The sequence below is a fragment of the Streptomyces sp. NPDC006335 genome, from assembly GCF_040612795.1.
GTDB lineage: Bacteria > Actinomycetota > Actinomycetes > Streptomycetales > Streptomycetaceae > Streptomyces.
Map to the genome: position 1 here is coordinate 199,077 of NZ_JBEXQX010000004.1, position 19,692 is coordinate 218,768.

Annotated in this window: 16 protein-coding genes; 7 read left to right on the forward strand and 9 right to left on the reverse strand. The window is 71.0% G+C overall.

Features of this window, described 5'->3' with window-relative positions:
- The first annotated feature begins 3 nt into the window (after positions 1 to 3).
- Positions 4 to 1,254 (forward strand): NAD(P)/FAD-dependent oxidoreductase, encoded by a 1,251-nt coding sequence (locus ABZ098_RS14750; RefSeq protein ID WP_356590864.1) that lies wholly within the window; start codon positions 4 to 6, stop codon positions 1,252 to 1,254.
- Between the two features lie 8 nt (positions 1,255 to 1,262).
- Positions 1,263 to 1,994, forward strand: coding sequence for a TetR/AcrR family transcriptional regulator C-terminal domain-containing protein (locus tag ABZ098_RS14755; protein WP_356590866.1), 732 nt, complete (start codon positions 1,263 to 1,265; stop codon positions 1,992 to 1,994).
- Positions 1,995 to 2,022: 28 nt separating this feature from the next.
- Here the strand turns inward: ABZ098_RS14755 and ABZ098_RS14760 are convergent, their stop codons facing one another.
- The 5 genes from ABZ098_RS14760 to ABZ098_RS14780 form a co-directional block, all read right to left on the reverse strand.
- Positions 2,023 to 2,904 carry a hypothetical protein gene (locus ABZ098_RS14760; protein WP_356590868.1) on the reverse strand — a complete coding sequence of 294 codons (882 nt, stop codon included), beginning with the start codon at positions 2,902 to 2,904 and terminating at the stop codon, positions 2,023 to 2,025.
- Positions 2,901 to 5,054, reverse strand: a complete 2,154-nt coding sequence (locus ABZ098_RS14765; protein ID WP_356590870.1) for a polysaccharide deacetylase family protein — start codon at positions 5,052 to 5,054, stop codon at positions 2,901 to 2,903. Before ABZ098_RS14765 ends, ABZ098_RS14760 begins: the two co-directional genes overlap by 4 nt.
- Positions 5,051 to 5,389, reverse strand: a complete 339-nt coding sequence (locus ABZ098_RS14770; protein ID WP_356590872.1) for a hypothetical protein — start codon at positions 5,387 to 5,389, stop codon at positions 5,051 to 5,053. Before ABZ098_RS14770 ends, ABZ098_RS14765 begins: the two co-directional genes overlap by 4 nt.
- Positions 5,386 to 6,762 carry a glycosyltransferase gene (locus tag ABZ098_RS14775; RefSeq protein WP_356590874.1) on the reverse strand — a complete coding sequence of 459 codons (1,377 nt, stop codon included), beginning with the start codon at positions 6,760 to 6,762 and terminating at the stop codon, positions 5,386 to 5,388. The genes ABZ098_RS14770 and ABZ098_RS14775 overlap by 4 nt, the downstream gene beginning before the upstream one ends.
- Before the next feature lie 209 nt (positions 6,763 to 6,971).
- Positions 6,972 to 8,306, reverse strand: coding sequence for a nucleotide sugar dehydrogenase (locus ABZ098_RS14780; protein WP_356590876.1), 1,335 nt, complete (start codon positions 8,304 to 8,306; stop codon positions 6,972 to 6,974).
- Positions 8,307 to 8,520: 214 nt separating this feature from the next.
- On the opposite strand from ABZ098_RS14780, the gene ABZ098_RS14785 reads away from it, so the two are divergent.
- A complete protein-coding gene (locus ABZ098_RS14785) occupies positions 8,521 to 10,344 on the forward strand; it encodes a glycoside hydrolase family 15 protein (protein WP_356590878.1) in 1,824 nt (607 codons plus the stop codon).
- Here ABZ098_RS14785 and galE read toward each other — a convergent pair.
- The 4 genes from galE to iolC form a co-directional block, all read right to left on the reverse strand.
- On the reverse strand, positions 10,292 to 11,359 hold the full coding sequence (galE, locus tag ABZ098_RS14790) for a UDP-glucose 4-epimerase GalE (RefSeq protein ID WP_356590880.1): 1,068 nt from the start codon (positions 11,357 to 11,359) through the stop codon (positions 10,292 to 10,294). The two genes, ABZ098_RS14785 and galE, sit on opposite strands and share 53 nt — an antisense overlap.
- 136 nt (positions 11,360 to 11,495) lie before the next feature.
- The gene (locus ABZ098_RS14795; RefSeq protein WP_356590882.1) at positions 11,496 to 12,281 is read right to left on the reverse strand and encodes a GntR family transcriptional regulator; all 786 of its coding nucleotides are present in this window, start codon (positions 12,279 to 12,281) and stop codon (positions 11,496 to 11,498) included.
- A gap of 29 nt (positions 12,282 to 12,310) precedes the next feature.
- On the reverse strand, positions 12,311 to 14,185 hold the full coding sequence (gene iolD, locus ABZ098_RS14800; RefSeq protein WP_356590884.1) for a 3D-(3,5/4)-trihydroxycyclohexane-1,2-dione acylhydrolase (decyclizing): 1,875 nt from the start codon (positions 14,183 to 14,185) through the stop codon (positions 12,311 to 12,313).
- Between the two features lie 328 nt (positions 14,186 to 14,513).
- Entirely contained in the window at positions 14,514 to 15,491 is a 978-nt protein-coding gene (gene iolC, locus ABZ098_RS14805) for a 5-dehydro-2-deoxygluconokinase (protein ID WP_356590886.1), read from the reverse strand.
- A 259-nt stretch (positions 15,492 to 15,750) separates the two neighbouring features.
- Here iolC and ABZ098_RS14810 point away from each other — a divergent pair, with 259 nt between their 5' ends.
- From ABZ098_RS14810 to ABZ098_RS14825, 4 genes are read left to right on the forward strand one after another with little or no spacing between them, the layout of a single operon-like run.
- Positions 15,751 to 16,770, forward strand: coding sequence for a sugar ABC transporter substrate-binding protein (locus ABZ098_RS14810; protein WP_356590888.1), 1,020 nt, complete (start codon positions 15,751 to 15,753; stop codon positions 16,768 to 16,770).
- Positions 16,770 to 17,849, forward strand: coding sequence for an ABC transporter permease (locus tag ABZ098_RS14815; protein ID WP_356590890.1), 1,080 nt, complete (start codon positions 16,770 to 16,772; stop codon positions 17,847 to 17,849). The genes ABZ098_RS14810 and ABZ098_RS14815 overlap by 1 nt, the downstream gene beginning before the upstream one ends.
- 8 nt (positions 17,850 to 17,857) lie before the next feature.
- Positions 17,858 to 18,778 carry an ATP-binding cassette domain-containing protein gene (locus tag ABZ098_RS14820; protein ID WP_356590892.1) on the forward strand — a complete coding sequence of 307 codons (921 nt, stop codon included), beginning with the start codon at positions 17,858 to 17,860 and terminating at the stop codon, positions 18,776 to 18,778.
- A gap of 1 nt (position 18,779) precedes the next feature.
- Entirely contained in the window at positions 18,780 to 19,682 is a 903-nt protein-coding gene (locus ABZ098_RS14825) for a sugar phosphate isomerase/epimerase (RefSeq protein WP_356590894.1), read from the forward strand.
- Positions 19,683 to 19,692: the final 10 nt, after the last annotated feature.

Below are 19,692 nucleotides of genomic sequence, written 5' to 3' on the forward strand. Positions count from 1 at the left end.
ACCATGAAGCCTTCAGGACACACCGAAGTCGCCGTGGTCGGAGCAGGCCCCTACGGACTCTCGATCGCCGCCCACCTCCGGGGCCGCCGAGTGCCGTACCGGATCTTCGGGGAGCCGATGGAGGGCTGGCGCTCGCACATGCCGCGCGAGATGCACCTCAAGTCGTCCCCGTTCTCCTCGTCGATCGCCGCCCCCGCACCGGGGCACGGGCTCGGGGATTTCCGGGTCCAGGAGGGACGCCACCCGGGCCGCGAGCGGGAACCGGTGCCGCTGTCCGAGTTCGTGCGCTACGGGATCTGGTTCCAGCAGAACTGCGTCCCCGAGCTGGAACGGACCGCGGTGCGCTGCCTCGACCGCACCCACGACGGCCGGTTCCGGGTCACGCTGGACTCCGGGGAGGAGTTCACCGCGCGCGCCGTCGTGGTCGCCACCGGCGTCCATCCCTTCGCGTACGTACCACGCGAGTTGACCGGGCTGCGGGAGGACGGCCTCGTCTCGCACACGGCGGATCACACCGACCTGGCGGCGTTCGAGGGACGACGCGTCGTCGTGGTGGGCAGCGGCCAGTCCGCCCTGGAGACCTCGGCTCTGCTGCACGAGGCCGGAGCGCGGCCCACGGTGGTCGCCCGCACCCGTCCGTCCTTCGGACCTCCTCCCGAGGCCGACTGGGCGCGGGACCGTCCGCTCCACGCTCGACTGATGTGGCCGGAGGCCGTGATGGGCACCGGATGGCCGCTGGTGGTCTGCAGCCGTGGACCCGCGGCCATCCGTCACCTGCCGGCCCACATCCGTGCCCACCTCCTGCGCACGGTGCTGGGGCCGTCCGGCGCATGGTGGCTCCGGGAACGCGTGCAGGGCCGTGTCCCCGTGATGTCCGGCCGTAGTCTTCACTCGGCGGCGCGCGAGAACGGCGGTGTGCGGCTGCGGGTGTCGGATCCCGGCGGAGACGTGGAGACCCTGTACGCGGACCACGTCATCGCGGGGACCGGATACCTGGTCGACATCGACAGGGTGGCGCTGCTGAGTCCGGAACTGCGCCGGGCGGTACGCAAGAACGCCGTAGGTCCGCCCCAGCTGGCCGGTGCGCCGCAACTGTCCGCCGACTTCCAGTCCTCGCTGCCCGGCCTGTACTTCGCGGGGCTGGCCGCCGCTCCCACCTTCGGCCCGCTCCTGCGATTCGTGTGCGGGACCGGCTTCACCGCCCGCCGGATCAGCGACTCACTGGCAGCGGGCAACGCGGCACAGAACAAGTGAGGCGACGCATGACCCATGGGACGGACGCCCGCGGCGGACGGCGCGTCGGCGACCGGGGACGCTACGGGCGGCTGAGCCGCGAGCGGGTGCTGACGGCCGGTCTCGATGTGGTGGACCGCGAAGGACTGTCCGCGCTGAGCATGCGCAGGCTCGGCGCGGAACTGGAGGTGGAGGCCATGGCCCTCTACCGTTACGCGGCGGGCAAGGAGGCACTGCTGGACGGCCTGGTCGAGGCCCTGTACCTCGAACTCGAGGAGAATCTGGCAACCTCCGTGCCGGCACCGGGCGAAGGATTCGGCGAGCCCGTTCCATGGCGCGAGGAGCTGCACCGCATCGCCCAGGAGACCCGCCGCGTCTCGCTGGCACACCCCCATGTCGCGCCGCTGCTCGCCACCCGCATGCTGGCTGTGCCCCTGGCCCGGCGCCCGATGCCGGTGCTGCGGTTCCACGAGCGCCTCCTCGCCCTGTTCGACCGGGCCGGCATGGACGAACGCACCGCCGCGCTGGTCCTGCAGGCGGTCACCGCCTGGCTCCTCGGCTATTTCCTGGTCGAGCTGCGGGCCATGGTGGACAACCCCGAGGAACCCGAGCCCGCGTTCCGGCTCGGCCTGCACCTCATGCCCGCGCAGGAACTCCCCCGGCTGCGCGCCATCGCACCCGGGCTCGCCGAGCGCGGAGGGCCCGAGCCGCTGGCCGTAGGTCTGAATGCCCTGCTCGACCGGTTCATCGCGGGCACGTGACGCGGGGCGCGTGACGGCAGGGGTCAGGTCATCCCGACGTCGGTGTGGGCGCCGGCACGGCGCGGAAGCCCGCGAAGAGCAACTCGGTGTTGTCCGCCCTGAGTCCCACTCCGCCCGGCCGGCGCAGCGGCCCCGGGGTGCGGTCCTCGGCCGTGAGAACCGTCTTCCCGTCGATGTCGAGTCGGAGCCGCACTGATCCCGAGGGCAGGTTGGCGGCGCTTGCCGACACCCGGTGCCAGGCGTCGTAGGAGATGGCGTGTCTGCCCTCGGCCAGGGTCGCGTAGCCTCCGGTGTCCTCGTCCTCGGGGCCGAAGCCCGGAATCTTGCGTTTGATCACCACCGCGCCGTCGCGGCGGCGGAAGCTGATCGCGTACAGCTCCTCGGGGCTGTGGTACCGCAACCAGATGTGGCCGCCGTCCCAGTCCCGGGCGGGGGTCTTCGGCGTGGTGACGGGCGGTTGCAGTCGACTCCGCACACTCACCGTGACCGCACCGAAGTCGCGCCGGCGCGAGACCAGACGGAAGACGGCCGAGTCGGTGTGACGGGCGGAGTCGGCGCCGGTGTCGCCGACGTCGGGCACGCCCGTCCAGCCCGCGCCGTCCTTGGCGAAGAGGGAGCCGCTGGTGGCGATCCAGTCGCGGGACACCCTCGCGTGCCGGTTTCTCGGGTGGAGGAAGGCGAACTCGTTGGTGACCAGGCCCCCCTCGGCGAAACGCGGCTCGAACGGGGCGAAACCCTGCTCCCCGTGGGCTGCGGGCTTGCGCGGTGTCTCCCCGGTCATCCTCATGACCAGGGCCGTGCCGGTTCCGATGATCGCGGTGGTGGCCAGCAGCAGGACGACGACGAGTGTCCGCCGGGAGGCCCTCCGGCCCTCGGTTCGGAGGACGGCTCTGCGTGGCTCGTCGCTCATCCGCCCGCCACGGGTAGGACCTCGAGGTCGGCGAGGGGCGGCCAGGAGAGCCGGGTGGCGTCCCGGTACGCGGCGTAGGCCACGCCTCCGGCCTCTCCCTCGGCGGGCAGCGTCATCCGGACCGTGCCGTCCACCCTGAGCACCGTGGACCGGCCGGTCACCGTGACCGACACCTGGTGGGAATCGGCAGCCTTCAGGTCGCGGGTCCCGACCAGACTCTGACTGTCGGCGTCCCCGGAGAGCACCTCCAGCCGGCTGTGGGAGACCTGCACGCTGATCACCTGCGGACTGCCCACCCTGACCTGAATTGCACCTTTCACCCCAGGATCGTACAGCTTGGAGATCGTGCCGCTCGCCGTGTAGTCGGTCCATTCCTGTGTACGGGCGGGTTCGTACGCCCCTTGGCACGACAGGGCGACACGGCCCAGTGGCGTGATCACACCTTCCTTGATCTGGAACGGCGCCCGCACTCCGGGGGCGCTCTGCCAATAGGCGTTGGGGGCGAGCAGCGCCGATTCGGTCACGGTCTGCCGGCTGACGGCGGCCGTGGGGGTCCTGTGCGGCAGGGGGGAAAGACGCAGCTTGCTGAAGGCCGGGTGTGCGGCGCCCTGACGGTTGCTGCCGACCCGGATGCCGAAGCCTCCGGTGAGTTCGGTGGCGGGGACGTTCTCGGCGACCCAGTCGAGCTCGGTGGTGCCGTCCACCCGGGCCGTGGTGGTGGCGCCGTGCACGCTGACGCTCAGGGTGTGCGCACTCTTCGGCGCCAGCTTGCGGACGACCACCTTTCGTCCGCCGTGTTCGAGTGTGGCCGTGTCCTGGCTGACGCTGATCACGACCAGGTTCTTGGTGCGGTTGCGCACCGAGACGGCGGCCTGGTTGGCCCCGTTCGCGAGCCCGGTGACGGTGGCGTCCACCCGGTAGTCGGTCCAGTCCACGCTCCCGAGAGGGCGGTACACGGCGGCGGCGTAGTGGTCCGTGCCCGCGAAGGGCCTGCGCCTGGTGAAGACGTCGATGCCGTGTCCGCCGGTGCCGTCGTCGCGCGTCCACAGCGCGGGTTCGGTCAACGGGGAAGAGGCGACGGGTGGCCTCTGGGTCCACTCGGCGACGTCGGAGAGCAGTTCGTCAGGGGTGGTCGCGGCGGTCACCTCGAGCCGCTGGACCGTTCGGTCCGCTGCGGCGCGTCGGCTGGCGGCGACCGGCGGCCCCAGCGGATCGGGGGACTTGTTGGACAAGGTGGCCGCGTAGTGCTCGGACAGCAGGCCCTGCAGCGTGGTCCCCGGAGGCAGGTTGCCGCGCTCGGATGCCTCGCTGAAGGGGTAGGCGAAGAGCTGGGGCCTCGGCAGGTCGTGGCTCTTGAACTTCTGGATGTTCGTCCTGATGTCCGCGGACACCCGTGCCTGGTATTCCGACCAGGTCTCCAGCCGGTGCCGGTCAGTCAGCCACAGTCGGTTGGAGAGGGCGGAGCCGCGGTGGTCGGCGGCGTCCGTCCGGGCACGGTGGTGCAGGTCGTGGGTGTGGGCCTGGAAGTCCCACCGGCCGGAGCCTGCCATCCGCCCGATCTCCCGCCAGGAGAGGTAATAGGGGCGATCGTCCACCCGGGAGGTGATCAGGAAGACGGAGCCGTGCAGGTGATGGCGGGCCAGGATGCGGTCCGCATTGCTCCACAGGCCCCGCGGGCCGTCGTCGAAGGTGATGAAGACCGACCTCGGCGGAGCGGGGCCGCCCTTGAGGTAGTTGACGAACTCCTGGCTGGTCAGACCGCGGTACCCCGCCTTCTTCAGCGCGGCCATCTGGGCGTCGAAAGCGGCGGGCGTGACCACGTACTTGCTGGGGTTGCCGCTGTTGATGTCGTGGTAGGTCAGCACGACCGGGGCCGTGGCCGCCGGCAGCTCCAGGGCCAGCCGTGACGCCGTCGTGGCCGCGGTGGCGTCGATGTGGGTCACCGGCGGGTCGGCCTGCTTGCTCACGTACTTCTGCTCCAGGTAGTACTGCGAGGCCACGTAGAACGGCAGCATGAGGACGGACAGGGCGAGCAGGATCAGTCCGGTGCGGGCCGACCAGTGGGTGAGCAGGCGGACGCTTCGTCCGGCCCGACCGCGGCGGACATCGAGCAGCGGGTTCGGCTCCGGCGGGGGCCCGGTCGCGGTCACGAGAGGATGCCTCCTCGGGTGAGCACCATGGAGTACAGGAATCCGACCACGGCGAGGGACAGCAGGAGGCCGAGCAGGCGTCCCGCCTTGCGGAGGTGGACCTTGTACGGGTTGATCGTCGGGTGGCACTCCTCGACCGGCCGCATCGCCGCGGGACGACGGGGCGATCCGGCGGTTGTCGCCATCTCGGCCGGTCCTGAAGGCGAGCCCGTGGCGGAAGGCCTCCCCGGGTGAGCACCGTCGAGTCTCAGGAGGCCGACCACGGCGAGGGACAGCAGGAGGCCGAGCAGGTGTCCGGCCCTGCGGAGGTCGACCTTGCGCCGGGTGTCCATCACGTAGCACTCCTCGACCAGACCCCTCGCCGGATGGTGGCGAAGGAGTACGGCAGCATCCAGGCCAGGAGCAACGTGGAGAGCAGGCCCATCGCCGGCCGGTAGATCCAGCGGCTGTCGCCGGGGTTGTCGATCAGGAAGGCGATGCCGTAGGCACAGCCCTTGAAGATGATTCCGCACAGGTAGAGCAGGGTGAGGAAGGCCGCCCCGTGCATCGGCGCCCAGATCATGTGCCGGAAGGCCATCAGCGGTGCGGCGGTCACCCACAGGACGTGGCCGTAGTAGAGGGTCGCCGGCCCCGGGCCCATGCGCCACATGAAGGTGCCGGTGAAGCACAGGTTGCGGATGAAGCTCTTCTTCCAGCGGATCTGCTGCTTCATCAAGGGCCGGAAGCGGGGCGGCGCATTGGTCCACACCTTGGCCGAGTAGACGTAGCCGACCCGCCATCTGCGCTCCGGGTAGTCCCGCTCCGTGACGAACGGCGAGTTTGCGTACTGGGCCTTGAGCGACTGGCCCCTCCACACCTGGCCGAGGACGTATCCGGTGAGCTGGCGGTCGGTGGAGAAGCGGAAGGGGGCGCCCATGAAATGGTCGTCGGCCCAGGCGGGCAGGTAGTTGAAAATGGCGTCGCGCCGGAACACCGCCAACGGGCCGGAGACGCAGGTGACGGTGCCGAAGGTGGCCTCGGTCGCCTTCACCACCCGGAACTGGCCCTCGAACCAGACGTCCTGGGCCTTCGTCCAGAAGCTGAAGTCCGCGTTGAGCGCGCGGGCGTGGCCGCTCACCGCGCCCAGTTCGCGGTGCGCGACGAGCGCGCGTACGCAGCGGGTGAGCGCGTCCGGGGCCAGGAAGCAGTCGGAGTCGGTCATGGCGATGATGTCGCCGTCGGCCTCCTCGCAGGCGCGGACCAGGGCACCCTTCTTGCCGAGGTTCTCGTCCAGACAGATGACCCTGATGTCGAGCTCCGCCTCCAGTCGGCGCAGTACGTCCTGGGTGCCGTCCTCGGACAGGTCGTCCACCACGACGACCTCGAGGTTCGGGTAGTCGCTCGTGGCCATGGAGCGCACGCAGTCCTCGATGCACTCCACCTCGTCCTTGACCGCGAGCAGGAAGCTCACCTTCGGCGTGGTGGGCAGTGCGGGAAAGCTGTCGAGATCCTTCGGCCGTTTGCGCAGGGGGCGTTCGGACGGATCGTCGTAGCGGGTGTAGGCGAGGTAGAACATGGTGATCGTGCCGAGCAGGACCATGAAGCCGTAGCTCAGCAGCAGGGGGTCCTGCAGCAGCGCCGGCGCCCCGCGGGCCAGGAGCACCAGCAGCGGCAGCAGACAGATCAGGGTCAGCACGCGCCGTGCGTCGAAGCGGGTGTCCGGGTCCATCCGGTCCAGGCAGCGTCGCACGGGTCCGGGGCGGTGCGGCCGTGCCGAGCGAAGGGGTGGCAGGGGCGGCGGCGCCGGCTTCGGCCGGGTGGGGACGCCCTGATCCGGTCCGGACCGTTCCGGTCGCGGACCGGTGAGCTGCGCCCCCGACCCCTGCGAGGCCGACACCGCGCCCGCACCGGGAGGTCTGCGGTCGGCGTACGCGGCGTTCACAGAACCGCCTTGGCCTTGAGCGGTCCGAGCCTGTAGGTGGCGTCCAGCACGGCCGGCTGATCGGCGAGCCATTCCAGTGCGGCGCCGGGCTGCACGGTGTGCACCACGACCAGGTCCCACTGCTCCGCCTCCGGCTCGGTGACACCGGCGAAGAGGTACGGGCCGAGCTTGAGCGTGGTGATCAGCGGATCCGTGAAGTGCACCTTGGCGCCTTCGTCGGCCAGCTCCGCCAGGATCTCCAGGGCAGGGGACTCGCGCAGGTCCGCGACGCCCGACTTGTAGGTGACGCCCACGACCAGGATCCGGGCGCCCGCGGTGCTGGTGCCCCGATCGGCGAGGACGTCGTGCACGCGCCGCACCACCTGCCGGGGCCGGGCCGCGATCGCGGACATGGCGGTTTCGACGAGCGGGGAGGTGACGCGCAGCGCCCGCAACTGCCAGAGCAGGTAGTGCGGATCGCAGGGGATGCAGTGGCCGCCCACGCCCGGCCCGGGGTAGTGCGCCACGAAGCCGTAGGGCTTGGTCGCCGCCGCCTCGATGATCGGCTGCGGCTGCAGGCCGAGAGCCCGGCAGTCCTCGGCGAACTCGTTGGCCAGTGCGAGGTTGACGGCCCGGAACGTGTTCTCCCACAGCTTGGTCATCTCGGCTTCCTCGGTCGAGGAGAGCACGTGCACGGCGGGTGCGGTCCGGCGCAGCACGGCCGCGGCCAGGCTGGTGCTCAGCTCACCCATGCCGCCGACCACGCGGGTGGTGCGGTTGTGCGGGTGTTCGGCACGGCCCGGGTCGATGCGCTCGGGCGAGAACGCCACGAACACGTCGCTGCCGACCTGGAACCCGCGCTCGGTCAGTGGCTGGGCCAGCAGATCCCGGGTGGCGCCCACGTAGGTGGTGGAGGTGAGGATCAGCAGCTGACCGGGCACGGCGTGCTCGACCACCGAGGAGCAGGCCGCGGAGAGCGCGCGAAGGTCGGGTACGAGGTGGCGGTCGATCGGGGTCGGCACGCAGATCACGACGGTACGGGCCCGGGCGATCGCGGCGTGCTCCGACGTGATGGTGAACCGCGGGTCGTCCACGTACGCGGCGAGGCGCTGGTGGTCGGCGGGCAGCAGATCCACCTCCTGGCGGCGGATGGCCTCCAGCCGGTTCTCGCTGAGGTCGACGCCGATGACCTCGTTGCCTGCCGCGAGCAGGGCCAGGCTGGTGGGCAGACCGACGTACCCGAGGCCGACGACAGCGACGGCTGCCGCGGCATGGTCGACCTGTGCGGACTCGTGGCCGTTGCCGACATCAGGGACCCGCTGGGCGCTCTGCGGGGCAGGAAGTTGAGGCATCGGTGCTCACCGACCTGGAGAGTGAATGGACGTATCCTGATGATGTATGTTTACAGCGTATATGTCCATGTTGGCACCGTGTGGGTGGGGGGTCAAGGGGTCAACGGCCTGCCCGTACGGAGGTGGTGGGCCCGGCGTTGACTCGCGCGTCCCGTCGTGTGACGATGTTCGTATACGACGTAAATATACGGCTTATCCTGCTTGTGGGGCGATCATGAGTGCTCCCATTGAGGACTACGCCCTCATCGGTGACCTGGAAACGGCCGCCATGGTCGGCAGGGACGGCTCCGTCGACTGGTTGTGCCTGCCCCGCTTCGACTCGCCGGCCTGTCTGGCCGCGTTGCTCGGCACGCCCGACAACGGGTTCTGGCGGGTCGCCCCCCTCGCCCCCGTCACAAGCGCACAGCGGGCCTACCGGCCGGACACGCTGGTTCTGGACACGCGGTGGGAGACCCCGACCGGGATCGTGCGGGTCACCGACTTCATGCCGCCCCGAGCCCAAACTCCCTGCGTCGTGCGGGTGATCGAAGGGCTTTCGGGTGCCGTGCCCATGCACAGCGAGCTGCGGCTGCGCTTCCACCAGGGCCGGGTCGTGCCCTGGATCCGGGCCGTCGACCGGTGCGCGGTGGCGGTCGCCGGCCCGGACGCCGTCTGGCTGGACGCCGACGGCCCGGTGTCGGCGCTCGACCGCGAGGACTCCACGCTGTACGACTTCACGGTCCCGGCCGGACGGCGGCTGGCGCTGACGCTGGCGTGGTCGCCCTCCCATGTGCCGCAGACGCCTGCGCCGCTGAGTGTCCCGGCCGAGACCCTGCTGAAGGAGACCGGCGACTTCTGGCGGCGCTGGAGTGCCCGGTGCCGCTACGAGGGGCCCTGGCGGGACGCCGTCGTACGCTCCCTGATCACCCTGAAGGCGCTCACCTACGCACCCACGGGTGGCGTCGTCGCCGCCCCGACGACGTCTTTGCCCGGATGCATCGGCGGCGAACGCAACTGGGACCACCGCTACTGCTGGCTGCGCGACTCCACCCTGACCCTGTCCTGTCTGCTGCGCAGCGGTTACCGCGACGAGGCGGCGGCCTGGGTGGGCTGGCTGGTGCGGGCGATCGCGGGCGACCCCACCGACCTGCAGACCGTGTACGGCGTGGGCGGGCAGCGGCTGCTGCCGGAGACCGAGGCGCCCTGGCTGCTCGGCTACGAGGGGTCGCGGCCCGTCAGGTTCGGCAACTCCGCGGCGGGCCAGTTCCAGTTGGACGTCTACGGCGAGGTCCTGGACGCCCTCTGCCTGTCGCTGCGGGCCGGGATCCCCATGCCGGCCCACGTGTGGGGCCTGGTGGAAGCGATGATGGGCTATCTCCAGCGGCACTGGCGGGAGCCGGACCAGGGGCTGTGGCAGGTGCGCGGGCGGGGACGGCAGTTCGTCCACTCGAAGGTCATGGCCTGGGTGGCCGCCGACCGGGCGGTGCGGATGGGGGAGTTGCTCGGCCGCAACGGCTCCTCGGGCCAGTGGCGTGCCATGCGGGACGAGGTGCACCGCCAGGTGTGCCGGGAGGGCTGGGACGCGCGCCGGCAGTCGTTCGTGCAGTCCTACGGCTCCTCGGCCCTCGACGCCTCCGCGCTCTTGATGCCGCGGCTCGGTTTCCTGCCGGCTCGGGACGAGCGCGTGCGCGCAACGGTCCAAGCCATGCGGGGCCTCGAACACGGCGGCTTCGTGCGCCGGTACGCGGCGAGCGGCGAGGGCGCCCACCCGGTGGACGGCGTACGGGGACCGGAAGGAGCCTTCGTGGCGTGCTCCCTCTGGTACGCCGATGCCCTCGCCGAGACCGGGCGTGCGGAACAGGCCCGGGAGGTCTTCGAGCGCGTGCTCGCCATCCGCAACGACGTCGGCCTGCTGGCCGAACAGTGGGCCCCGGACGCCGGCCGTCAACTGGGCAACGCACCGCAGGCGTCCAGTCACATCGCCCTGGTGGAGACGGCGTTCGCCCTCAGCGCTTCGAGTCCGGGCCCCGCGCCGCGCCGGCACGCCCGTGCGGGTTGAGGTGCTCGAAGCGCCAGACGTCCTGGCACATGTCGGCGAGGTCGTGTGTGGGACGCCAGCCCCAGTCGCGCGCCACGGCGCTCGCGTCGGCGACCAGTTCCGCCACGTCGCCCGGACGGCGGGGCACGATCTCGTACGGGATGGTCCGGCCGCACACGTCGGCGAACGCGGCGACGACCTCCAGTACCGAACTGCCCCTGCCGACGCCCAGGTTGTACACGTGCATGCCGGGTGAGTCGGCGAGGTGGTCGAGCGCGACGCGGTGCGCCTCGACCGTGTCCATGACGTGGAGGTAGTCCCGGATCGCGGTCCCGTCGGGCGTGGGGTAGTCCCCGCCGAACACCTGGAGCCGCTCCCGCCGACCCACGGCCACCTGGGCCAGGTACGGCATCAGGTCGTGGGGATCGCCGAGGGGCTCGGGGCCGAGCAGTCCGCTGGGATGGGCACCCGCCGGGCTGGAGTACCGCAGGGACAGCACGGTGTATTCGGGGCGCCGTCGGCACACGTCGGCGAGGATCTGTTCGCAGGCCCACTTGGAGGCCGCGTAGGGGGTGGTCGGCCGGGCGGGGGTGGCCTCGTCGAGCGGGCCCGGTCCGGCGTCGCCGTAGACCGAGCAGGACGACGAGTAGACGAGCCGGTGCACCCCGTGTTCGTGCATGGTCCGCAGCAGGGACGTCGTGCCGCCGACGTTGACGTCGTAGTACTCGACGGGCATCCGGGTCGACGCGCCCACGGCTCTCACACCGGCGCAGTGCACGACGGCGTCCAGGGCGTGCCGGTCGAAGACGGCCGACAGGGCGCGCTGGTCGCGGATGTCCAGCTCGTAGACGGCGCCGAAGTAGCGGCCCGCGATCCGCTCCGCCCGGGTCAGGGCCTGAGGCGTGCTGTTGGAGTAGTTGTCGACCACGATCACCTCGTAGCCGTGGTCGAGGAGTTCCACGCAGGTGTGCCCACCGAGGAAACCGGCCCCGCCGGTGACGAGGACGGTCGACGGCAGTGGCTCACTGCGTGCCATACCAGGACGCTCCCGCATGTGCAGACGTCGTATGTTTACGACGTATACCCATGACTTTCCACCTGTTCGCCCGCCGAAGTCAAGTGGTGCGGCGTGCCGCCCGCGGCCGGGCAAGCCGGTCCATCGGGCCGCCGGTTCAGGCCCTGACCAGCAGCTGGAAGTCGAACGCGTACCGCGAGGCCCGGTAGATGTGGGTTCCGTACTCGACCGGGCGGCCGGTGTCGTCGTAGGCCGTGCGCTGCATGGTCAGGACGGCCGCGCCCTCCTGTTCGTCGAGGCGGGCGGCCTCCTCGGCGGTGGCGGAGCGGGCGCCGATGGTCTGGCGGGCGCTGTGGAGGGTGATGCCGACGGCGCGCAGCACGCGGTAGAGGCCCGTGGCCTCCAGGCGGTCGGTGTCGAGGTGGAGGAGGTCGGCGGGCAGGTAGTTGCAGAGCAGGGCCACGGGCTCGCCGTGGGCCAGGCGCAGACGCTCCAGCACCGTGACCGCGCCCCCCTCCGGGAGGGACAGCGCGGCCGCCACGTCGGCGGACGCCGGGACCGTCTCGTTGCGTACGACCCGGGTCGCCGGCCCCTGTCCGGCCGCCTCCAGGTCGTCGTACAGGCTGCTGAGCTCCAGGGGGCGCTTGACCTGGCTGTGCACCACCTGGGTGCCCACCCCCCGCCGTCGGACCAGCAGGCCCTTCTCCACCAGGGTCTGGATGGCCTGGCGGACGGTCGGGCGGGACAGGCCGAGGCGGATCGAGAGGTCGATCTCGTTGCCCAGGAGGTTTCCCGGGGCGAGCACGCCGTGCTCGATCGCCTCCTCCAGCTGCCGGGCGAGCTGGTAGTACAGCGGCACCGGACTGCCCCGGTCCAGGGCGAAGTCCAGGCAGTCGAGCGCGGGGGTGGTCGCGGCACGTGACGTGCCGCCGGGCTTCGCCATGGAGGTACCTCTCTCGAGGAGTGGGGCCGTCAGAGGTGGGTGCGGCGGGCGGACACCTGACGGTCGTACTCCGTCCTCGCCTCCACGGCGGCCTCGCGCGACGCCGTCTGTGCCACCGGCACGTCCCACCAGGCCTCGGCCGGGGGAGTGGTCGCGGTGGCCGTGTCCGTCTCGACGTAGACGCACGTCGGGCGGTCCGACGCCCGAGCCGTGGCCAGGGCCTCCCGCAGCTCCCGCACGGTCTTGGCGCGCAGCACGTCCATGCCGAGGCTCGCCGCGTTCGCGGCCAGGTCGACCGGGAGCGGGGCCCCGCTGAAGGTGCCGTCGGCGGCCCGGTAGCGGTAGGAGGTGCCGAAGCGTTCGCCGCCCACCGACTCCGACAGCCCGCCGATCGAGGCGTAGCCGTGGTTCTGGATGAGGACCAGGTTGATCGGCAGGCCCTCCTGGACCGCGGTGACCAGCTCCGTCGGCATCATCAGATACGTGCCGTCGCCGACCAGCGCCCACACCGGGGTGTCCGGGGTCGCCTGCTGGACGCCGATCGCCGCCGGGATCTCGTACCCCATGCAGGAGTAGCCGTATTCCAGGTGGTACTGGCGCGGGCTGCGCGCCCGCCACAGCTTGTGCAGGTCGCCGGGGAGCGAGCCCGCCGCGTTGATCACCACGTCCTCGTCGCCCACGACCGCGTCCAGCGCGCCGAGCAGCTGGGTCTGGGTCGGTACGGCGTTCTCGTCGGCGGCGCGGTAGGCCTGCGCCACCACCTGGTCCCAGCGCTCCTTGCCCGCGCCGTACTCGGCCTCGTACGCCGCGTCCACGCGGTGGCCCTCCAGCGCCGACGCGAGCGCCTCCAGACCCGCCCTCGCGTCGCACACCACCGTCCGCGCGGCCAGCTTGTGGGCGTCGAAGCCGGTGATGTTGAGGTTGAGGAAGCGCACGTCCGGGTTCTGGAAGAGGGTGCCGGAGGCGGTGGTGAAGTCGGAGTAGCGGGTGCCCACGCCGATGACCAGGTCCGCGGTGCGCGCGAGGTCGTCGGCGACCGCCGTACCGGTGTGGCCGATGCCGCCGAGGTCCGCGGGGTGGTCGTGGCGCAGGGAGCCCTTGCCGGCCTGGGTGGACGTGACCGGGATGCCGGTGGCGTCCACCAGCGCCTTCAGGGCCTTCTCGGCCTCGCTGTGGTGGATCCCCCCGCCCGCCACGATCAGGGGGCGGCGGGCGGACCGGATCGCCTCGACCGCCGCCGCCAGCTCCACCGGGTCCGGCGCGGGTCGCCGTACCCGCCACACGCGCTCGGCGAAGAACTCCTCCGGCCAGTCGTACGCCTCCGCCTGCACGTCCTGGGGGAGGGCGAGGGTGACCGCGCCGGTCTCGGCCGGGTCCGACAGGACGCGCATGGCCTGGAGGGCCGACGGGATCAGGGCCTCGGGGCGGTGGATGCGGTCGAAGAAGCGGGAGACCGGCCGCAGGGTGTCGTTCACCGACACGTCCGCCTCGGTGGGGTGTTCGAGCTGCTGGAGGAGCGGGTCGGCGGCGCGGGTGGCGAAGTAGTCGCCGGGCAGGAGCAGGACCGGCAGGCGGTTGATCGTCGCCAGGGCCGCGCCGGTGACCAGGTTCGTGGCGCCCGGGCCGATCGACGTGGTGACCGCCTGGGCCGAAAGCCGGTTGAGCTGGCGGGCGTGGCCGACGGCCGCGTGCACCATCGCCTGCTCGTTGCGGCCCTGGTGGAAGGGCATCGCGTCCTCGCCCGCCTCCAGGAGGGCCTGTCCGATCCCCGCCACGTTGCCGTGGCCGAAGATGCCCCAGGTTCCGGCGATCAGCCGGTGCCGTACGCCGTCCCGCTCCGTGTACTGGACGGACAGGAACCGCACCAGGGCTTGGGCGACGGTCAGACGGATGGTGGTGCTCATCAGGACTTCTCCGGTGCGGTGTAGACGGGGAGGTGGGGGTGACCGGCCGGTCGGACCGGGTGGCGGGGACCCCCGCGTGGTCGGGGCGGGCGTGGATCAGCCGGGCGCGCCGCGGGCCCGCCATGACGTCGAGGCGGTACGCGGGACGGCCGGGCAGTGCCGCTCCTCGCCCGGGCGGAGCCCGTCCGGTGGCGGGCGGGGGCCGACCCGGCGGGCCGCCCGTGGGAGCGGCGCGCGCACGCGGGCGTGCGGCCTTCGCCGTGGGGCGCCGGGGTCGGCGTACGGCCCTCACCTGGTCCGTACGCGAAGCCGTCGGCGGGCCGGGCGGTCATGGGGTGACACCGTTCAGGAGTCCCTCGACCTCCGCCGGTGTCGGCATCGCGGAGGAGCAGGGGAGGCGGGCGGCCACATGCGCGCCGGCCGCGTCGGCGTACCGGACGGTCCGCTCCAGCTCCCATCCGGACAGCAGCCCGTGGCACAGTGCGCCGCCGAAGGCGTCGCCGGCGCCGAGACCGTTGACCACCTCGACCGGGAGGGGCGGGACCTCGGCCGTGGTCCCGTCCCGGTGCACCGCGAGGACGCCCGCCGGGCCCTGCTTGACCACGGCGAGCTCGACGCCCGCCGCCAGCAGGGCCTCGGCGCACGCCCGGGGTTCGCGGACCCCGGTGGCACTCGCGCACTCGTCCAGGGTGCCGACCGCGACCGTCGCGTGCCGAAGGGCCTCGGCGTAGTACGGGCGGGCCGCGTCGGGGTCTGCCCCGGCCGGGCCGTTGCTCGGCGCGGGCCGCAGGTGGAGGTCGAAGACGGTGGTGCCCGCCCTGTCGCGGCACTTGAGCGCGGCGAGCGTGGCCGAGCGGCTCGGCTCCTCGCTCAGAGCGGTGCCGGTGATCCAGAAGACCCGAGCCGCCCGGATGGCGAAGTAGTCGAGCTCGTCGGTGTGTATCTCCAGGTCGGGGGCCTTGGGGTGGCGGTAGGAGTACGGCGGGACCTCGTCCGGCGGAAAGATCTCGTAAAAGGTGACCGGGGTCGGCCGGGCCTCCACCGGTGTCACCCAGCGGTTGTCGACGCCGAACTCCGTGAGGGTCCGGTGGAGATACGTGCCGAAGGGATCGGCGCCGGTGCGGCCGATGAGCGCGGTGGAGCGGCCGAGCCGGGCGGCGGCGACCGCGACGTTGGCGGCCGAGCCCCCGAGGGCCTTCCCGAAGGACCGGACGCGGGCCAGCGGGACCCCCGACTGCTGCGGGTAGAGATCAACTCCGATACGGCCCATACTGATCACGTCGAACTGCTGCACTGGCTCGACCATGCGCGACGCTCCTCGGTCCGGGCTGGGGACGCAGGGCCCTCCGGGCCCGTTGCATCCCAGGTGTAGGACCCGAAGGGCGACGCTGTCAATAGTTTGTACTTACATTCGGACCTGATCGTGAAATGATGTCTTAACAAAGTATTGACAGCGGCCGCGCCAGGGGAGTTGGATCCCGTCCCAACGCAAGTTGGCGCGTTTTCACAGATCCCGCCCCCCTTTCCCGACGTTCTCCCCGTCGCACAGTGAGGTGCAAGGAAAGATGGACCGCTCTTCTCTCTCCCGTTCGCGGAGATTCGCTCCCGCCGTGGCCCTGGCTGCGGCCGCGGCCCTCACGCTCGCCGGCTGCTCCAGCAGCTCCGGCGGCAAGAAGTCCGAGGAGAGCGCGGACGGCGCCTCCGCGGGCAAGGCCACCACGCCCCGGATGACCATCGCGCTGGTCACCCACCAGTCGCCCGGCGACACCTTCTGGGACATCGTCCGCAAGGGCGCCCAGGCCGCCGCCGCCAAGGACAACGTCAAGCTGGTCTACTCGGCCGACCCGAGCGCGGCCGCCCAGGCCAACCTGGTCCAGAACGCGATCGACCAGAAGGTCGACGGCATCGCCATCACCCTGGCCAAGCCGGACGCCCTCAAGGACGTCGTCTCCAAGGCCAAGACGGCGGGCATACCCGTGGTCGGCCTGAACTCCGGTGTCAGCGAGTGGCAGAAGCTCGGCCTGATGGAGTTCTTCGGGCAGGACGAGACGGTCGCCGGCGAGGCGCTCGGCAAGCGCCTGAACGACGAGGGTGCCAAGAACGCCGTCTGTGTCATCCAGGAGCAGGGCAACATCGGCCTGACCCAGCGCTGCGACGGTGTGAAGAAGACCTTCACCGGCAAGCTCCAGACGCTGAACGTCAACGGCACCGACATGCCGTCCGTGAAGTCGACGATCACCGCCAAGCTCTCCCAGGACAAGTCCATCGACTACGTCGTCGCCCTCGGCGCGCCCTTCGCGCTGACCGCGGTGCAGTCGGTGTCCGACGCGGGCAGCAAGGCCAAGATCGCCACGTTCGACCTCAACAAGGACCTGACGGGCGCCATCAGCAAGGGCACCATCCAGTTCGCCGTCGACCAGCAGCCCTACCTCCAGGGCTACCTGGCGATCGACTCGCTGTGGCTCTACAAGAACAACGGCAACTACATGGGCGGCGGTGAGCAGCCGGTGCTGACCGGTCCGGCCTTCGTCGACAAGACCAACGTCGACACCGTGGCCAAGTACGCCGCGAAGGGCACCAGGTGATGGGGATGACCCAGCACGCCGAGCCGGCGGTGACCACACCGCCGGCCTCCGGCCCCGGCAAGGTCAAGGACGGGCGGACCGCGGAACGCCCCCTGGCCCTGCGCCTGTTGGCCCGGCCCGAGGTCGGGGTCTTCCTGGGCGCGGTGGCCGTGTGGGTGTTCTTCCTGATCGCCGCGCCGCCCGTGCGCGAGGGCAGCTCGATGGCGACGATCCTGTACCAGTCGTCGACGATCGGGATCATGGCCCTGCCGGTCGCCCTGCTGATGATCGGCGGCGAGTTCGACCTGTCGTCGGGTGTCGCGGTGATCACCTCGGCACTGACCGCGTCGATGTTCGCCTTCCAGCTCACCCTGAACGTGTGGGCGGGCGTGTTCGTGGCCCTCCTGGTGTCGCTGGCGGTCGGGTTCCTCAACGGCTGGCTGGTCGTCAAGACCGGTCTGCCCAGCTTCCTGATCACCCTGGGCACCTTCCTGATCCTCCAGGGCGCCAACCTCGCCGTGACCAAGCTCGTCACGGACAACGTCGCCACCGACGACATCAGCAACATGGACGGCTTCGCCGGGGCGAAGAAGGTGTTCGCCGACTCCTTCGAGGTCGGCGGCGTCCAGATCAAGATCACCGTCGTGTACTGGCTGGTCTTCGCCGCGCTGGCGACCTGGGTGCTGCTGCGCACCAAGTACGGCAACTGGATCTTCGCGGTCGGCGGGAACAAGGACTCCGCCCGGGCCGTCGGTGTCCCCGTGACGTTCACGAAGATCTCGCTGTTCATGCTGGTCGGCTTCGGCGCCTGGTTCGTCGGCATGCACAACCTGTTCTCCTTCAACACCGTGCAGTCCGGTGAGGGCGTCGGCCAGGAGCTGATCTACATCTCGGCGGCGGTGATCGGCGGATGCCTGCTGACCGGTGGTGCCGGTTCGGCGATCGGCCCGGTGTTCGGGGCGTTCATGTTCGGCATGGTCCAGCAGGGCATCGTCTTCGCGAACTGGAACCCGGACTGGTTCAAGGCCTTCCTCGGCGTGATGCTGCTCGGCGCCGTCCTGATCAATCTGTGGGTCAGCCGCACGGCGACCCGGAGGTGACCCACCCCATGACCAACAGCAACGAAGAAGCGGGCACCCACGGCGCCATCCTCGCCGACACCCCCGAGACCGCCCCCGGCGGCGACGGTGTGATCGTCGAGCTGCGCAACGCGGGCAAGTCCTACGGCAACATCCGTGCCCTGCACGGGGTCAGCCTCCAGGTGCGGCCCAGCCAGGTGACCTGCGTGCTCGGCGACAACGGCGCCGGCAAGTCCACCCTCATCAAGATCATCTCCGGGCTGCACCAGCACACCGAGGGCGAGTTCCTCGTCGACGGCGCCCCGGTCCGCTTCTCCACCCCGCGTGAAGCCCTCGACAAGGGCATCGCCACCGTCTACCAGGACCTCGCCGTCGTCCCCCTGATGCCGGTGTGGCGCAACTTCTTCCTCGGCTCCGAGATCACCAAGGGTCCCTGGCCGATCCGCCGCCTGGACATCGAGGCGATGAAGAAGACCGCCGACGAGGAACTGCGCGAGATGGGCATCGTCCTCGACGACCTCGAACAGCCCATCGGCACCCTGTCCGGCGGCCAGCGCCAGTGCGTCGCGATCGCCCGCGCCGTCTACTTCGGCGCCCGCGTCCTGATCCTCGACGAGCCCACCGCCGCCCTCGGCGTCAAGCAGTCCGGCGTGGTTCTCAAGTACGTGGCCGCCGCCCGCGACCGGGGACTCGGGGTCATCTTCATCACCCACAACCCCCACCACGCCTACATGGTCGGCGACCACTTCAGCGTGCTGCGCCTGGGCACCATGGAACTCTCCGCCGCCCGGGACCAGATCACCCTGGAGGAGCTCACCAACCACATGGCCGGCGGCGCCGAACTCGCGGCTCTCAAGCACGAGTTGTCCCAGGTCCGCGGTGTCGACACCGAAGCCCTCCCCGAGGAGGACGACCTCACCGTGGCGGCCGGCGGCGAGGGGAAGGCCTGAGATGGCGGCCTCGCTCGACCGCATCCGCGTCGGTTCGGCCCCGGACTCGTGGGGCGTCTGGTTCCCCGACGACCCGGCGCAGGTGCCGTGGGAACGCTTCCTGGACGAGGTCGCCGAGGCGGGCTACTCCTGGATCGAGCTGGGGCCGTACGGCTATCTCCCGACCGATCCGGGCCGCCTGACCGACGAGATCGCGCGGCGCGACCTCAAGGTCTCGGCGGGCACGGTCTTCACCGGCCTGCACCGCGGCCCCTCGGTCTGGGAGTCGACCTGGGCGCACGTCAGCCAGGTCGCCGCGCTCACCCAGGCCATGGGCGCACGGCACCTCGTCGTCATCCCCTCCTTCTGGCGTGACGACAAGACGGCCGAGATCCTGGAGCCGCCGGAGCTGACCCACGAGCAGTGGGCCCACCTCACCAAGGGCATGGAACGGCTCGGCCACGAGGTGAAGGAGACGTACGGGCTCGACATCGTCGTCCACCCGCACGCCGACACCCACCTCGACACCGAGGACCACGTCGAGCACTTCCTGGACTCGACGGACTCCGACCTCGTCAACCTCTGCCTGGACACGGGTCATTACGCCTACTGCGGCGGGGACAGCGTCAAGCTCATCGAGACGTACGGCGAACGCATCGGCTATCTGCACCTCAAGCAGGTCGACCCGGAGATCCTCGCGGACGTCGTGAAGAACGGGGTGCCGTTCGGTCCGGCCGTCCAGCGCGGGGTGATGTGCGAACCGCCGTCCGGCGTACCCGAGTTGGAGCCGGTCCTGGTGGCGGCGCAGAAGCTCGGCGTGGAGCTGTTCGCCATCGTCGAGCAGGACATGTACCCGTGCGAGCCGGACAAGCCGCTGCCGATCGCGGTGCGCACCCGCAAGTTCCTGAGGTCCTGCGGCGCCTGAAGGGATCACC

Excerpts from the sequence above, each read along its gene's own strand:
- ABZ098_RS14750 (WP_356590864.1), top strand. The coding sequence starts at position 4 with ATGAAGCCTTCAGGACACACCGAAGTCGCCGTGGTCGGAGCAGGCCCC.
- ABZ098_RS14755 (WP_356590866.1), top strand. The coding sequence starts at position 1,263 with ATGACCCATGGGACGGACGCCCGCGGCGGACGGCGCGTCGGCGACCGG.
- ABZ098_RS14760 (WP_356590868.1), bottom strand. The coding sequence starts at position 2,904 with ATGAGCGACGAGCCACGCAGAGCCGTCCTCCGAACCGAGGGCCGGAGG.
- ABZ098_RS14775 (WP_356590874.1), bottom strand. The coding sequence starts at position 6,762 with ATGGACCCGGACACCCGCTTCGACGCACGGCGCGTGCTGACCCTGATC.
- ABZ098_RS14780 (WP_356590876.1), bottom strand. The coding sequence starts at position 8,306 with ATGCCTCAACTTCCTGCCCCGCAGAGCGCCCAGCGGGTCCCTGATGTC.
- ABZ098_RS14785 (WP_356590878.1), top strand. The coding sequence starts at position 8,521 with ATGAGTGCTCCCATTGAGGACTACGCCCTCATCGGTGACCTGGAAACG.
- galE (WP_356590880.1), bottom strand. The coding sequence starts at position 11,359 with ATGGCACGCAGTGAGCCACTGCCGTCGACCGTCCTCGTCACCGGCGGG.
- ABZ098_RS14795 (WP_356590882.1), bottom strand. The coding sequence starts at position 12,281 with ATGGCGAAGCCCGGCGGCACGTCACGTGCCGCGACCACCCCCGCGCTC.
- iolD (WP_356590884.1), bottom strand. The coding sequence starts at position 14,185 with ATGAGCACCACCATCCGTCTGACCGTCGCCCAAGCCCTGGTGCGGTTC.
- iolC (WP_356590886.1), bottom strand. The coding sequence starts at position 15,491 with ATGGTCGAGCCAGTGCAGCAGTTCGACGTGATCAGTATGGGCCGTATC.
- ABZ098_RS14810 (WP_356590888.1), top strand. The coding sequence starts at position 15,751 with ATGGACCGCTCTTCTCTCTCCCGTTCGCGGAGATTCGCTCCCGCCGTG.
- ABZ098_RS14815 (WP_356590890.1), top strand. The coding sequence starts at position 16,770 with ATGGGGATGACCCAGCACGCCGAGCCGGCGGTGACCACACCGCCGGCC.
- ABZ098_RS14820 (WP_356590892.1), top strand. The coding sequence starts at position 17,858 with ATGACCAACAGCAACGAAGAAGCGGGCACCCACGGCGCCATCCTCGCC.
- ABZ098_RS14825 (WP_356590894.1), top strand. The coding sequence starts at position 18,780 with ATGGCGGCCTCGCTCGACCGCATCCGCGTCGGTTCGGCCCCGGACTCG.